Origin of the sequence: Mucilaginibacter celer (assembly GCF_003576455.2) — a bacterium.
GTDB classification, from domain to species: domain Bacteria; phylum Bacteroidota; class Bacteroidia; order Sphingobacteriales; family Sphingobacteriaceae; genus Mucilaginibacter; species Mucilaginibacter celer.
Genome location: NZ_CP032869.1, coordinates 4,709,549 through 4,724,879, shown reverse-complemented (window position 1 = coordinate 4,724,879; position 15,331 = coordinate 4,709,549). Strand labels below are relative to the sequence as shown.

11 protein-coding genes are annotated in these 15,331 nt (G+C 43.9%); 8 read left to right on the top strand and 3 right to left on the bottom strand.

All coding sequences use genetic code 11. The features are described from left to right. The first annotated feature begins 19 nt into the window (after positions 1-19). The 3 genes from HYN43_RS19325 (at position 20) to HYN43_RS19315 (ending at position 5,593) form a co-directional block, all read left to right on the top strand. Complete coding sequence (locus HYN43_RS19325; RefSeq protein WP_119410901.1) at positions 20-2,464, top strand: TonB-dependent receptor domain-containing protein; 2,445 nt, start codon at positions 20-22, stop codon at positions 2,462-2,464. A 115-nt stretch (positions 2,465-2,579) separates the two neighbouring features. Continuing rightward, positions 2,580-5,063: a TonB-dependent receptor gene (locus HYN43_RS19320; RefSeq protein WP_162996547.1), complete on the top strand. Its 2,484-nt coding sequence runs from the start codon at positions 2,580-2,582 to the stop codon at positions 5,061-5,063. A gap of 179 nt (positions 5,064-5,242) precedes the next feature. After that, on the top strand, positions 5,243-5,593 hold the full coding sequence (locus tag HYN43_RS19315) for a Spx/MgsR family RNA polymerase-binding regulatory protein (RefSeq protein ID WP_119410899.1): 351 nt from the start codon (positions 5,243-5,245) through the stop codon (positions 5,591-5,593). Between the two features lie 173 nt (positions 5,594-5,766). Here HYN43_RS19315 and HYN43_RS19310 read toward each other — a convergent pair whose 3' ends face one another. Further along, entirely contained in the window at positions 5,767-7,086 is a 1,320-nt protein-coding gene (locus HYN43_RS19310) for a TIR domain-containing protein (RefSeq protein WP_119410898.1), read from the bottom strand. Positions 7,087-7,376: 290 nt separating this feature from the next. Between HYN43_RS19310 and HYN43_RS19305 the strand changes: the two genes are divergently transcribed. From HYN43_RS19305 to HYN43_RS19290, 4 genes are all read left to right on the top strand, one after another. Further along, positions 7,377-9,368 carry a M1 family metallopeptidase gene (locus HYN43_RS19305; protein WP_119410897.1) on the top strand — a complete coding sequence of 664 codons (1,992 nt, stop codon included), beginning with the start codon at positions 7,377-7,379 and terminating at the stop codon, positions 9,366-9,368. A 385-nt stretch (positions 9,369-9,753) separates the two neighbouring features. Continuing rightward, the gene (locus tag HYN43_RS19300; protein ID WP_119410896.1) at positions 9,754-10,596 is read left to right on the top strand and encodes an oxidoreductase; all 843 of its coding nucleotides are present in this window, start codon (positions 9,754-9,756) and stop codon (positions 10,594-10,596) included. Positions 10,597-10,772: 176 nt separating this feature from the next. After that, positions 10,773-11,090 (top strand): hypothetical protein, encoded by a 318-nt coding sequence (locus tag HYN43_RS19295; protein WP_119410895.1) that lies wholly within the window; start codon positions 10,773-10,775, stop codon positions 11,088-11,090. Positions 11,091-11,101: 11 nt separating this feature from the next. Continuing rightward, positions 11,102-12,511, top strand: a complete 1,410-nt coding sequence (locus HYN43_RS19290) for an ATP-dependent DNA helicase (protein ID WP_119410894.1) — start codon at positions 11,102-11,104, stop codon at positions 12,509-12,511. A gap of 175 nt (positions 12,512-12,686) precedes the next feature. Here HYN43_RS19290 and HYN43_RS19285 read toward each other — a convergent pair whose 3' ends face one another. Both HYN43_RS19285 and HYN43_RS19280 read right to left on the bottom strand, forming a co-directional pair. Further along, positions 12,687-13,418 (bottom strand): LytR/AlgR family response regulator transcription factor, encoded by a 732-nt coding sequence (locus HYN43_RS19285; protein ID WP_119410893.1) that lies wholly within the window; start codon positions 13,416-13,418, stop codon positions 12,687-12,689. Next, complete coding sequence (locus HYN43_RS19280) at positions 13,415-14,542, bottom strand: sensor histidine kinase (protein ID WP_119410892.1); 1,128 nt, start codon at positions 14,540-14,542, stop codon at positions 13,415-13,417. Before HYN43_RS19280 ends, HYN43_RS19285 begins: the two co-directional genes overlap by 4 nt. Positions 14,543-14,778: 236 nt before the next feature. Here HYN43_RS19280 and HYN43_RS19275 point away from each other — a divergent pair, with 236 nt between their 5' ends. Beyond that, positions 14,779-15,090: a hypothetical protein gene (locus HYN43_RS19275; protein ID WP_119410891.1), complete on the top strand. Its 312-nt coding sequence runs from the start codon at positions 14,779-14,781 to the stop codon at positions 15,088-15,090. The last annotated feature ends 241 nt before the right edge of the window (positions 15,091-15,331 follow it).

Below are 15,331 nucleotides of genomic sequence, written 5' to 3'. Positions count from 1 at the left end.
GTAAACCTAAATACACCTTATGAAACAAATCCTGCTAACGGTACTTTGCTGTTACTTTACTACAATCATCTACGCACAAACCAAAACTGCTGCTGCTGCTCCGGCTGTTGCCAACATTACTGTAAAAGGAATTATTATTGATTCGGCTGTAAATAAACCGATGGGTTATGTTACCGTGGCTTTGCAGGATGCCGCTACCAAAACCCCTGTAAAAAGCACATTGGCTAAAGACGACGGCAGCTTTGAACTGAAAGCCCCCGAAGGCAAAACGTACCAGCTGGTAGCTGTATTTATAGGTTATGCCACTAAAACTATTCCCGTAAAACTAACCGGCAATACATTTAACGCAGGCCGCATCCTGCTTTCACCATCAAGCAAGCAGCTAAAAGAAGTTACCGTAACCGCCGTGCGCCCGGTAATGAAGCAGGAGGTTGACCGCCTGAGCTACGATGTAACCGCCGACCCGGAAAGTAAATCAATCACCGCACTGGATATGATCCGTAAGGTGCCTTTATTATCTGTTGATGGCAATGATGCGATCAAGCTGCGTGGAAATGATAATTATAAGATCCTTATTAATGGTAAAGAATCGGCCATGATGGCTAAAAATCCATCGGATGTACTGAAATCGATGCCTGCGGCCAATATCGAAAAGATAGAAGTGATTACCACGCCGCCCGCAAAATATGATGCCGAAGGCCTGGCCGGGATCATCAACATCATCACCAAAAAAAATGCCGACCAGGGTTATAACGTGAGCCTTAATACCGGCTACAACAGCGTATACGGCGAACGTGCCAATGTAAACTTAACCGTAAAGCAGGGCAAATTTGGTTTTAGCGGTTATGCCGGTTATAACTACAGGCCGATGCGCTCGTCGGCGTATGAAAACATGACCACTTTTGATAGCCCTGCATCATCGCTCAGCCAAACAGGGATGAGGGGCAACAGTGGCAAAAACTCGTACGGCAGCGGCGAGCTGAGTTTTGAGATAGATACCCTGAACCTGCTTACCGGTATGTTTGATTTTTACAACGGTAAAAGCAACCAGGAAAATAACCAGGTAACTACCTTCAGGGATAACCTGAACAACATCAAACAATTTTACCGCCTGTTTAATAGTGGCGATGGGGATTTCAACGGATCGGACGTGGGGTTGAATTACCAGTTAGGTTTTAAGAAAAACAAAGAGCAGCTGCTTACCATATCGTACAAATACAATTACAACAACAATATCCAAAATAACGGGGCTACCAAAGGGAATGATACCATCGGTACCGGCAGCCCGGCCGATTACAGGCAGTATAACAGATCGGGTTCAAAACAGCACGCTTTCCAGTTAGATTATATTCAGCCATCCAAAATCCTTACGGTTGAGGCGGGTGGTAAGGTTACGCTGCGTAACAACTACAGCCAGTTCAACACCGATGTAAAAAGCGATGTGGATAATGAATACCATGCTGATACTGCCCAGGTTAACAATTTTACCTATAAACAAAACATTTATGGCGTATACAATTCTTACTCGGTTAAGCTAAGCAAATGGGCATTTAAAGGCGGCATGCGTTTGGAGCATACCACGGTTGATGCCAACTTCGCGGTAGGCAAGCCAACCGTTAACCAGGATTATGATAATTTTGTGCCCTCGGTATCGGTACAGCGCAGCCTGAAAAGCAGCAGCCTTACATTGGGCTTTACGCAACGCATCCAGCGCCCGGGCATTTACCAGTTAAACCCGTATACCGATCAAACCAACCCGCAATACCGTAACGTGGGCAACCCTAACCTGAGGGCGGCAGTTACCAACAATTTTGAACTGGGTTACAGCAATTTTGCCAAGGGCTCCATCAATCTCAGTACCAATTACTCGTTTGCCAATAATACGGTACAAAACCTGGCCTCGGTTGATTCGGCCGGTGTTACCACTACTACATACGCCAATGTAGGCTCAAACAAAAACTGGGGTTTTGATTTGAATGTGAACTACCCCATCACCCCTAAACTAAACGTAAATATAAACGCCGAGTTATTGTTTGTTTGGCTGAAAGGCTATTATAACGGTTCGCTGTTTAGTAACAGCGGTAACCAGGGGCATATTTTTACCTATACCAGCTACAAGTTTGATGGCGGCTACCGGGCCGGTTTAAATATTGGTTATGATAGCCGTTATGTATTGCTGCAGGGAAAGGATAATTATTTCTTCTTCAGTTCCATCAGCGGAAGTAAAACAATGTTTAAAGAGAAAGTAACCCTATCGTTAAACGTTAACAATCCATTTAAAAAATTCAACAAGCTCGACTTTTACACTAAAGGCGACGGCTTTGAAACCTACACCGCCAACAACAATTTTTACCGAACCATTAACGTAAGCCTGAGCTACAAATTTGGCCGCCTTAACAGCAGCATAAAGAAAAATCAACGTGGTATTAACAACGATGATGCCAGTAGCGGAGGCCGAAATTAAGAGCCGCGGTAATTATTCTGTTACGTATTAAGGTGTTAGGTTAAAAAGTGTTAAACGCATATTTTTTACTGTAACGGTCGGATATCTTACACGTCTTATGACCAAAATCGCAATTATGAAACAATTTCTACTAACAGTGTTATGCTGTTTTGTTACGGGCCTGGCAATGGCCCAAACCACACCGGCAGCTCCTGTTAAAAATATAACGGTGAAGGGAACGGTGATCGATTCGGCGGCGAACAAGCCATTGGGGTATGGCACCGTAGCTTTGCAGGATGCTGCTACCAAAGCACCTGTAAAAAGTACCCTTGCCAAAGATGACGGCAGTTTTGAACTGAAGGCTCCCGAAGGCAAAACCTACCAGCTGGTTGTAGCTTCGGTTGGTTATGCAACCAAAGTTATCCCGGTAAAATTAACCGGTAATGCTTTTGATGCCGGGCGCATCCTGATATCAACCTCAAATAAACAACTGAACGAAGTAACCATTACCGCCGTAAAACCGGTAATGAAACAGGAGGTTGATCGCCTGAGCTATGACGTAACTGCCGACCCGGAAAGTAAAGCCATCTCTGCCCTGGATATGATGCGCAAAGTACCATTACTTGCAGTTGATGGCGATGACAACATCAAACTGAAAGGCAGCGGCAAATACAAGATCCTGATAAACGGAAAAGAATCGGCATTGATGGCTAAAAACCCATCGGATGTATTGAAAGCTATGCCTGCAACCAATATCGAAAAAATTGAGGTGATCACCACGCCGCCTGCAAAATACGATGCTGAGGGGTTGGCCGGTATCATCAATATCATCACTAAAAAAAATGCCGACCAGGGCTTTAATGGCAGCGTTAATTCCCGGTATAACACAGTTTGGGGGGCGGGCTATAACCTTAATATTACTGCCAAGCAGGGTAAATTTGGTATTTCGGGTTATGCTGGTTTTGGTAAGCAAAACCAAAACAGTAACAGTTTTTCAAATACCCAAACCCAGTTTGAGCCCAATACCAAAAATGTACGCTCAACACTGGTGCAAACCGGAGATAATACCTTTGGCGGCAGATACCGTTATGGCAATGCCGAGTTAAGCTATGAAATTGACAGCTTGAATTTGTTAACGGGCTCTTTCGAGGCTTTTCATGGCGAGTTTGACCAAAGTGGCAGCCAGCGTTCGGTTCAGCGTGATGCCTCGGGCGCAATTACACAAGGTTACCATTTAACAAACTCAGGTTATAATCATGATCAGGGCCTGGATGCATCAATCAATTACCAGTTAGGCTTTAAAGGGCATAAAGATGAGTTGCTTACCCTATCGTACAAATACAGCTATGGGCCAAGCAAAAACTTTACGGATAATCAGTTTAATGAAAGAACCAACTATTACAGCGCAAACCAACCTGATTTCAGGCAATACAACAACGCCGGTAATAAAGAACATACCTTTCAGCTGGATTACGCCTACCCTGTAAAAAAGATCAGCATTGAGGCCGGCGCTAAGGTTATCCTCCGTAATAATTTCAGCGATTACAGCCGCCAGGATAAAGACGCTAAAGATTCCCTGAATACAAGCCCTAATGCCGTTTACAATATAAACAGTGGCCAAACAGGTGCTTTTGATTATCACCAGGATGTATATAGCGCATACAACTCGTACCAGTTAAAATTTGAAAAATGGACAGGAAAGGCCGGCTTACGTTTGGAGCATACCCAGGTTAACGCGGTATTTACCGGTACGCCGCTTGATAAAAGCTATAATAACCTGATTCCCTCGGTATCTATCCAGCGCTCGCTGAAAAGCAGCAGCCTTAGCTTGGGCTTTACCCAACGGATCCAAAGGCCGGGTATTTACCAGTTAAACCCTTTTATCGACAAATCGAACCCTAAATTTATCAGCACCGGTAACCCCGATTTAAAACCTGAGCTTAACAATACCTTTGAGCTGAACTACAGCAATTTTTCGAAAGGATCAATCAATGTTGGTTTAAGCTATGCTTTTTCAAATAATGCCATCCAGAATGTAACCAGCCTTATTGATACCGTTACTTTTACAACTTATCAAAACTTAGGCAGTAACCGCAGTTTGGGTTTAAACCTCAATACTAATTATTCCATTACCAAAAAACTTACCGTTAATATCAACGGGCAGGTTTCGCACATCTGGCTAAAAGGAACTTACAACGGCAGCTTTTACAAAAACGATGGTTATACAGGCAATGCCTTCGCCAACATCGGCTACAAGTTTGATGGTGGTTACCGCCTTGGTTTGGATGCGGGTTTCTTTAGTGGCGATGTTACGCTGCAAGGCAAATCGAGCAATTTTATTTTTAACTCGTATGTGTTATCTAAAGAGTTCCTGAATAAAAAGCTCACCATATCGGCAGTGGCCAACAACCCGTACAGCAAATACCGCACTTTCCGGTCGACCACCAACACGGTTGATTTTGACCAGGAATCGTTATACCATAACCGCTACCGCAACTTTGCCGTTAGGGTAAACTTTAAATTCGGCAAGCTGAACGGCGAGATTAAAAAGAACCAGCGCGGTATTAATAATGACGATACCAAAGGCGGCGGCAAAAGCAATAGCGGCGGCAACGGATAATTAACAACTTGAGCATATGCAACTATTAATAACCAACAATCAGGTGCCGCGAGGCACCTTTTTTATTGACGAAAATTGTATGAAACGCTGTATACCGCTATCCGAAGTCTCTGACTTCGGATGACTATGCCTGTAGTTTGCAACTACAGATTTATCGCTTTAATCACTAAATTTACACAATGAAAGTTTACGGAATAACCAATTGCAATACAGTAAAAAAAGCCATCGACTGGCTGAAAGAAAATAAAGTTGATTACGATTTTCAGGATTTTAAAAAGCTTGGCGTAAGCACCGAAAAACTGCAGGAGTGGGATACCAAGGCAGGCTACGAAAAGTTTATGAACAAACAAGGCCTCACCTGGAAACAGCTCGACCCGGCGGTTAAAGAAAGCATCAAAACCAACACCGATGCCCTACAATTACTACAGCAAAAAACCAGCATGATCAAACGCCCGGTTATTGAAGATGGCGGGTTTTTGTTTTTTGGGTTTGATGAGAAGGTTTATGCCGACCATTTTTTGGGGAAGTAATTTAAAGAACGAATGGGGGGCTCTTGCTAAGAAAGCAAACGATTATTGTTTCAATCATATGTTATATACTATACAAGTCTGCTACTCTTTTGCTAAATGATGGCAGACTTGTATAGCATAACATAAGGGTGATTAGAGACAAAAATTTACGACATAAGGTTGTAATGTTATTACTAATCGAAATTGTTTCTGTGAGCTAATTTTCTAAGTTGTTGTAATATTGTTAAATAAAGCTGTTCTCTTTGCCCTTTATTAATAAAATCAACTTCTATCGACATCCCTTCTCTCGGCTCGAATTGAGTTCTGGTTAACCAATCATGAGATTTCCAATCACAAGGAGATAGTATAACGGGGAAAATTATTAATCCGCGGGACCGCTGGTTTTGTAAGAAGAGTTGTACTTCGGTATTTGAACAGTATTTTGAATTTAAAAAATATTGACTCACTAAAGTTAAAACGATATCCGCCTTTTCTATTTGTTGCTTTATCTCGTCGTCCCAATCGTCTCCTGCAAGTATTTTTTTATCATACCAAAACTCAAATCCCTCCCGTTCCAGCCCAGACAAATAATCTATCAACGATCCTTTGTTAAAATAGCTCGAATCCTGATGACTATAACTTATAAATACTTTTGTTTTAGATGATGCTTTTACCGGTGTAGTCTTATCGTTTAGAGGACTTAGTACCATTTGCATAAATTCCGATAACAGTTCGGATTGATTAACCTGGTTAAATAATCTTGCATTGGGTTCGAAATTCCAACCATATTCTCTTAAGTAATTTGCAAAGGGAGAACCGGGCGATATAGTTGATGCACACTTAAGCATTAAATTGGCTCCGGACGGCCAGTCACTTCTGTGATTGGAATATAGCTTTCTCGACTCTGTAATATTATGATCGGTAACGTAGCAAGAGATAATAGTTACGCCAAGCCGCTTGATTTTTTCAGCAATTGAAATAATATCCGAACGGTCATGGTAAGCTGAATCCGTAGGGTCGCCATCTGATAAAACAAAAAGGACCGGCCCTTCTGCATACGATTTATTTCTTAGCTCAAATTCGAACCGGGAAAAAACGGCCTGAAACCCTTCTTTCATAGGAGTATCACCAAGCATTTCCCTTGCTAATTTTTCAAGATGATTTTTATAGTCACGCCAATTATTTGCTAATTGGTCAATCGCCACTGTTGTGTTCGAGGTAAATGGCGTGTCAAGCAGATCTCTTACTTTTGGCCCCTTCGAACCAAAAAAAGCAGACAGTATTCCCCCAAATCCAAAGCCATAAGAAAATATATTGATTAATGGAGCTATCCTTTCGCTTGAATTGGCTCTTGAAAGAATAGATGCCTTTTTCACCAGATCTTCAAGCGCGTCCCGGAAGCTTTCCAGTCTTGAAATAGTATTACCCGACTTGTTTTCTATTGCGCTCATCATTGAACCTGACACATCCACAAGTATGCCTACAAGTAGTGGCTTATCTGCTGTTGGTTTCATTTCGTGCTTAGTTTAGGATATAAATTTTTATTGCAAGATACTAAACAACACTTTTTTTACCAGAAACATAATTGTTTTTATTTCATAACATTAACTAACAGATTTGGGTCAACTGATAATTCGTTAAACTATATTCGCCTGCTGAATTGGCAGTGATTTATAATTTGCTAACAATCTCACGGTTCAGGTTTATTCTCCTTAATATCTCCGTAACAATCGTTTTACCTAACTTTCGCATCTGCCTAATTTGTAGTATACTTGTTTCTTTACGCAATTTATTTGACTGAACAATGAAACTAAAACTGATGGCAGGTTGCAGCCTTGCCCTTACGTTGGCTGCTGCCGTAGGTAATGCCCAGCAAGCGGCGCCCGCAACCACCACCCCGCCGGGATCGGTGTATGATTACCATGAAACTTTTGGTCCGGGTTTTTACACTAAAAACGGTACCGAATTCCGCGCCGCAAGCGGCGAACCGGGTGCCAAATACTGGCAAAACCGTGCCGATTACCAATTGGCCGCCAAATTGAACGATCAAACCAACGAAATTACCGGCTCTGAAACTTTAACCTACACCAATAACAGTCCGCAAACTTTGGGCTTTATGTGGATGCAGCTTGATCAGAATTTGTTTAAACTCGATTCGAGGGGAACTGCCATCGTTCCGCCGGCGGGCAGCCGTAACTGGGGCCGCGGCGAAGCTTTTGATGCCGGTTATAAAATTAAATCGGTAAAAGTTGGCAATGCCAAAGGTGAGTACAGTGATGTTAAATTCCTGATCAATGATACCCGTATGCAGATCTTTTTACCAAAAGATATTGCTGCCAACGGTGGCCAGGCCAAAGTGAAAATTGAATATTCGTTTGTATCGCCTAACTACGGATCGGACCGTATGGGTTACCTGCAAACTAAAAATGGTAAAATTTACACCATTGCACAATGGTACCCACGTGTTTGTGTGTATGATGATGTAATGGGCTGGAATACCCTGCCATACAGTGGTCCGGGTGAGTTTTACCTGGAGTATGGTGATTTTGATCTGAGCATCACAGCTCCTTCAAATCACATCGTAGTGGCATCGGGCGAGTTGCTGAACCCGCAGGAAGTTTATACTCCTGAGCAGGTAAAACGCTGGGCAGCTGCCGAAAAAAGTGAAACTACGGTAATTATCCGTGGCGCTAATGAGGTTACCGATCCAAAATCGCGCCCGGCCGGTAAACCAACTTTAACCTGGCACTTTAAAATTAAAAACGCGCGCGATGCTTCATGGGCTTCATCGGCAGCGTTTATTATCGACGCCGCTAAAATGGATTTGCCAAGCGGTAAAAAATCAACCGCTATTTCGGCTTATCCTGTTGAAAGCGATGGCAATGACGCCTGGGGCCGATCTACCGAGTACGTGAAAAAATCTATCGAGTACAATTCGAAAAAATGGTTCGAATTTCCTTATCCTGCTGCTACAGCCGTTGCCGGTATTGTTGGCGGTATGGAATATCCGGGTATTGTTTTCTGCGGATCGAAGGCTAAAAAAGGAAGCCTTTGGGGTGTGAATGACCACGAGTTTGGCCACACCTGGTTCCCGATGATCGTTGGATCGAACGAGCGTATGTACGGCTGGATGGACGAAGGTTTCAATACTTTTATCAATACCCTTTCTACCGCCGATTTTAACAATGGCGAGTACAAAAGCACCCGCCCTACGGATATGCACCGCACAGGCGACTTCTTCACCAAACCCGAGCTGGAGCCGATTATGAGCCAGCCGGCCAACCTGAAAGAAAGAAACACAGGTACATTGCTTTATTCAAAACCAAGCGCCGGTTTGGTAATGCTGCGCGAGCAGATTTTAGGCCCTGAACGTTTCGATTTTGCGTTTAAAACCTACATTAACCGCTGGGCATTTAAACACCCGCAACCCGACGACTTTTTCCGCACCATGGAAAATGCTGCCGGCGAAAACCTGCAATGGTTTTGGAGAGGCTGGTTCCTGAACGACTGGCGTTTGGATGTTGCCGTAAGCGACGTAAAATATGTTGATAACGACCCAACCAAAGGTTCGCTGATCACCATCAACAACCTGGGTAAAATGGCGATGCCGGTTATCCTGGAAGTAAAAACCACCGGCGGCAAAACCGACCGTATAAAACTACCTGTTGAAGTTTGGGAGCGTAACGCCACCTGGACATTCAAATATCCATCAACCGAAGAAATTGAATCGGTAACTTATGATCCGGATAAGGTATTGCCTGATTATAATGCAGACAATAACGTTTGGAAGAAGTAAGGCCCTGATGCCCCTCTAAATCTCCCCTGAAGGGGAGACTTTCAAAAACGGCGATGAGTGAATGCTCATCGCCGTTTTTGTTTTGAGTAGATGTCTGTATGAACAATTTTTAATTCCCTCCCCCGGGGGGCGCGATAGGGAAGTGTAGTGGGAGGGAGGGGTTCTGCGCCATGCACAGCGGCAATACATAGCGGCGAAACCCCTCCATACACTCTCCCAGGGGAGGGAATCGCACAATCCCTCCCTTTTTTGCTTCGAGGAGCGGATTATATTGGAAAAGTCTTCCCTTCAGGGGAGATTTAGAGGGGCTTCTGTAACAATGAAACATCCCTGACAAACAATTACCCGTTAAGCTGTTAATTTGAATATAAAAACACAATCTACCATGAGTAAAAAAGTATGGTTAATAACAGGCTGCTCAACAGGCTTTGGCCGCGAGCTGGCGAAACTGGTTTTAGAGTTAGGCTATAAAGCAGGTGTAGCATCGCGCAATACCGATGATGTGAAGGATATTGTTGAGGCTTATCCCGAAACAGCGGTAGCGCTTAAACTGGATGTTACAAAGCCCGATGAGATTAAAACAGCGGTTGAAACAGTGCAACAAAAATTCGGCACCATCGACGTGTTGGTGAACAATGCCGGCATTGGCTATTTTGGTGCGATAGAAGAGAGTGAAGAAGATGAAGTGCGCCGCATGTTCGAGATCAATTTCTTCGGATTGGCTAACGTAACCAAAGCTGTGTTGCCCATTATGCGTGCGCAACGCAGCGGACATGTGGTTAACGTGGCCTCGATAGGTGGCCTCGTGGCATTCCCCGCTGTCGGTTTTTACAATGCTACCAAGTTTGCTGTTGATGGTTATTCGGAAGCTTTGGCTAAAGAAACCAAACATCTGGGCATCAAAGTAACCGTTATTGCACCAAGTGGTTTCCGTACAGATTGGGCAGGCAGATCAGCCAACAACAGCAAAATTGTTATCGACGATTATAAAGAAACAGCCGGAACCAATAAAAACAATATCCGCGGTTACAGCGGCAAACAACCCGGAGATCCGGAACGTGCTGCCAAGGCCATTGTTGCAGCAGTTGAGGCAGAAAACCCGCCACTGCGTTTACTGTTAGGCAAAGCCGCTTTAAAAGGCGCGCGCAATAAACTGCAGGAGTTGCAAAAGGATTTTGATGCCTGGGAGGATACTACCACGGGAGCCGATTTTCCGGAAGGGGAATAAGCAACTAAATAGGGTAAGCGTCCACGCTTAACACAATTCATTCGGGTTGTCGGAAGCGTGGACGCTTCCTTTTCAACGCAGGTTCAAGCGTAGACGCTTAAACCTGCGTTGATTAGATTCGTAGGTTTTAAAAACGTCCGCGGTTTTAGTAAATTGCAATACAAAAACTGAACGCCATGGGACAAATTGTAATTGTAGCCTACAAACCAAAGCCAGGCAAGCAGGAAGCACTAAAACAACTAATGAAAACCCATTTACCCCGCCTGCAACAGGAAGGTTTGGTAACCGACCGCCAATCCATCATGATGGAAGCCGCCGATGGCACCATTATCGAAGTGTTTGAATGGCTAAGCGCTGATGCCATAGCTACGGCACACCATAATCCGGTAGTACAACAAATGTGGGGCGAGTATGCAGAGGTATGTGATTACCTACCCTTAAATACTTTGGCAGAAGCGGGCAACATGTTTGCTACCTTTAGCCCTTTTAATTAATAAAAATATAAGTGCCTACAACCTTAAACGCAGATCAGAAAGCGGCTTTTAAAGCTATCAAAAAATTTTTGGATCATCCGGCTGCCAATGTTTTTGTTTTGAAAGGGTACGCAGGTACAGGCAAAACTTTTTTGATGCAGCACATTGCCCAATGGTTACAGGATCAAAAGAAAAAGTTTTGCATGCTGGCTGCAACCGGCAGGGCTGCCACGGTTTTAATGGGCAAAACAGGTTTTACGGCATCAACAGTACATAGCGAACTGTATAATTTTAGTAAGATAGACGGGCTTGATGAAGAAACGCTCTCCGAAAACTCACCCGCAGGAATTTCGGGCCAGATGACCCTGCAGTTCACCACCCGCCCGCCCGATGAGGATACCACCGTTTATATTGTTGATGAAGCCTCCATGCTCTCCGGCGAGATTTCTGAAAATAATGACTTTGCGGTATTCGGCTCGGGTATTTTACTGAACGATTTTTTCCTGGTGGCTGGCAAAAGCAAAATTATTTTTGTTGGCGATCCCTGCCAGTTGCCGCCGGTGGGGCAATCATTTAGTCCGGCTTTGGATACTGATTGGATCTCTGCGCAGCAAAAAGTACCCGTTACTATCCAGTTATCAAAAATTGAACGCACTAAAGGCGATAATGATATCCTGGTACTGGCCGGGGCCATCCGAACTTTAAGCGAGAGCCGCGAGCGGATCAGGTTTCCTAAATTACCGGCGGGCAATCTGAATAATGTAAAGCTTCATGTTTCTGATGATGAAATGTTCAGGCTCTACGCGGCAAATTATAAAGAATTAGGCCCAACACAATGCCTTGCTATAGCACGCAGCAACAAAACCGTACAGCAAATAAACCGGGATATGCGCCGGGAGCTTTTTGGTTCGGGCTATGTGCCCCTGCAGATAGGTGATGTTTTGCTGGTAACGCAAAATAATTATGCCGTACCGCTCACCAACGGCGATTTTGTAGTGATTGACCAATTGGAGGAAATAGTTGAAGAAGTGGGTATAAAATTTCAGAAGGTACAGGTAACAGCTATTGCTTCAGGAAAAGAATTTAAATTGTTCTTATCATTAAATGCGCTCGAAAGTTTAAAAGGGAGTCATACTAACGATGAATCTAAAGCTTTAATGATGCGATTTAACAACCTGATGAAGGCCAAAGGAGTTCCATCAAACAGCGAAGAATATTTAACTGCCATGCGCGAAGATCCTTATCTAAACTGCCTTAAAGCATCGTACGGATATGCCGTAACCTGTCACAAAGCACAGGGCGGCGAGTGGAATAAAGTTTACCTGTTTTTAGATAAAAGCATGTTTGCTGCACCGTACTATGAGCTTTGTAAATGGTGGTATACGGCAGTTACAAGGGCAAAGGATGAATTGAATTTGGTGAATGATTGGTGGATAGTGTAGGGTATCGGCCGTTTTTTCAATTCCCTCCCTGGGGAGGGGCGCGTTAGGTGGCGCGGTGGTAGGGAGGGGTTTATACACCATGCTAAGAAATATTAAGGGCTGCGAAACCCCTCCCTACACCCTCCCGGTGGGAGGGAATCGCACGGCCCGCCATTTTTTCTTTTCTACTTCCACCTCACATCTGCAACCGCTCCGCTTTCAACTTTTTCTGCACATCCTGCTTATAATTGCGCCCTATGGGCAGCTCATGCCCTGCAACATCAATACTATAGGCATAGAAAGAATCTATTTTGTTGAGCGAAACTATAAACGATCGGTGGATGCGCACAAACCTATTTTCGGGCAGCATCTCTTCCAGCAAGCTTATTTTTTGCCGGGTAATGTAAACCTGGTTGTTGAGGGCCACCACTTTAATATAATCGCGCAGGCTCTCTATCCATAAAATATCGTTGATGTTTACCTTCACCGTTTTGCGGTCAACCTTCAGGTAAATGAATGTATGGGTATCGCTAACCGGCTCTTCATGGCTTATCAGCGGTTTGCCTTTTTGCTCGTTTAGCTGGTAAATTTTATCAACGGCTCTTAAAAAACGCTCGAAGGAGATTGGTTTCAGCAGGTAATCGACGGCATTGAGTTCAAAGCCATCCAGGGCGTACTCACTGTAAGCTGTAGTGAAAATTACTTTAGGTGGATTTTTAAGACTTTTCAGCAGGTCGGTACCTTTGATGCCGGGCATCTGGATATCGAGAAACATCAGGTCGATAGGTTTTTGCTGCAGCAGGCGGAAGGCCTGGATGCCGTCGGTACAGGTGGCAGTGATCTCCATCTCGCTAAAGCGCGAAAGGTAGTTTTTCAGCACCTCGATGGCGTGCGGCTCATCATCAACTATCAGCGTCCGGATTTTCATGCGTGGGCCGGTTGCTGGTTTAACAATGGTTGCGCCTGGCGCTTTATTTTCAGGTCGAGATCAAGCACAACAAAAAAAGTGTCCTCCTCATCCATGATCTTAAGCCGCGATGTATTTGGGTAGAGCAGATTTAAACGGGTGCTTACGTTTTTCAGGCCGATATGCCCCGGTGCGTTATCGCCTGTATTAACAGGCCGTTCGGGCTTGCTGTTGGCTACTTTTAATTTAAAATGATTGAGGGTAACGCTCACATCAATATTGATCCAGGTATCACCTACCTTTTCGCTGGCACCGTGTTTAAAAGCGTTTTCGATAAAAGGAAGGATAAGCAACGGCGCTATGGTTTTATCTTTTAAATCGCCGGTGATGGTGAAGTTGATATCGATGCGGTCTTCATAGCGCAGTTTCTCCAGCTTTACATATTGCTGCATCATGAAGATCTCTTTCTCTAACGGCACTTCGTTATCCGAACATTCGTAAAGCATATATCTTAAAATATCCGACAAACCCATAATTGCCTGCGGTGATTTAGGCGAATTGTTGAGGCTGAGCGAATAAAGATTGTTTAACGTATTGAACAAAAAATGCGGGTGAACCTGCGCTTTTAAGGCATTCAATTCGGCCTCTAAAGCGGCCTGCTTACGCTCGTACCACATTTTAAACAGCTTTATGGCCAGCACAAAGCCGGTAAAAAGGTTATTGCCCTTAAATGAGTTAACCAGGCTTTGCCCGTCAAACAACTGCTCAAAAAACGGGCGACTGGTTGATTCGAGATAACCGGCATCGGTAACGTGCATTACCCTGATGAGGTAAGGAGCCACAAACAGAATCCCCACCGTACGGCTGATAAACATCACCGCGAAAATCAACGGTATCAGCATCAGTATAAACATCACATACCGTTTTTGAAATGCATATTTAGGAACCAGCCAGTAAGCAATAGCATAGTAGTAGGCTATCTGGATAGGCATATACAGCAAATTATTACGCAACGATACCCAAAAATTGGTTTGCAGCGAATACAAGCTGGTAATGAACAGCGAAACAATGATCCAGAAGATCAGGTGCTGCCAAAAGCGCGGCAACTTGATATTAATCAGCGGCAAACCGAAATCCTGTTTCATACCACTAATTTACTGTAAAGCGATGATATGGCGGTTTTTAACTTATCATATTGCGACGAAATGCAATTGTTTAATGACAAACAGCATAAAAACTGTGGCTTTAAGTAGCGTTTATGGGATAAACGCGCGTAATACCATCAGTTTTGCAGTTTATCGACAGATTGTAGTGATACAGCGATATTGTTTCATAGCTAATTATAACAGGGCTAAATTGGTTTCATAATAAAAATAAAGCCATGAAAAAAATTATCACAACCATCGCCATCTTTGCCGCCCTGATTACCGGCAGCCAGGCACAAGATAAAGTTAATGTAAACCAGGGATTTTGGGTTATTGAAAACAACATCAACCTGCCTAAAGTACAAACTGTAAAATTTTACAGCGCCGATAAACGATTGATGTACGAAGAAACGGTTTACACCAAACTCAACCTTAAAAAGAAAAAAACATTGGTAGCGTTAAACCAGATACTGGATAAACTAAATGAGCGCACAGCATACATTGAAAGCAGGAACCTGGTAACATTGAGCCTTAACCTGAAGCATTAAGACCTTTTTTTAAATATACGTTTAAGGACCAGTTGTCGGCGCGAGGTACGGCACTGGTCCAATTTTTTTTATTAAAACTCGAGTAGGGCTGTCATGCTGAGCTTGTCGAAGCATGGTGGGTGGGGCGCTTTAAGCGCGACCCTTCGACAAGCTATCCATGACATAACACGTTGTCATGCTGAGGAACGAAGCATCTTCTGCAACAAGCATGGCCGCTATGCAGGGCGAAGAAGATGCTTCG

Bases quoted from the DNA above. Each gene is read 5' to 3' on its own strand.
- HYN43_RS19325 (WP_119410901.1), top strand. From the start codon at position 20: ATGAAACAAATCCTGCTAACGGTACTTTGCTGTTACTTTACTACAATC.
- HYN43_RS19320 (WP_162996547.1), top strand. From the start codon at position 2,580: ATGAAACAATTTCTACTAACAGTGTTATGCTGTTTTGTTACGGGCCTG.
- HYN43_RS19315 (WP_119410899.1), top strand. From the start codon at position 5,243: ATGAAAGTTTACGGAATAACCAATTGCAATACAGTAAAAAAAGCCATC.
- HYN43_RS19310 (WP_119410898.1), bottom strand. From the start codon at position 7,086: ATGAAACCAACAGCAGATAAGCCACTACTTGTAGGCATACTTGTGGAT.
- HYN43_RS19305 (WP_119410897.1), top strand. From the start codon at position 7,377: ATGAAACTAAAACTGATGGCAGGTTGCAGCCTTGCCCTTACGTTGGCT.
- HYN43_RS19300 (WP_119410896.1), top strand. From the start codon at position 9,754: ATGAGTAAAAAAGTATGGTTAATAACAGGCTGCTCAACAGGCTTTGGC.
- HYN43_RS19295 (WP_119410895.1), top strand. From the start codon at position 10,773: ATGGGACAAATTGTAATTGTAGCCTACAAACCAAAGCCAGGCAAGCAG.
- HYN43_RS19285 (WP_119410893.1), bottom strand. From the start codon at position 13,418: ATGAAAATCCGGACGCTGATAGTTGATGATGAGCCGCACGCCATCGAG.
- HYN43_RS19280 (WP_119410892.1), bottom strand. From the start codon at position 14,542: ATGAAACAGGATTTCGGTTTGCCGCTGATTAATATCAAGTTGCCGCGC.
- HYN43_RS19275 (WP_119410891.1), top strand. From the start codon at position 14,779: ATGAAAAAAATTATCACAACCATCGCCATCTTTGCCGCCCTGATTACC.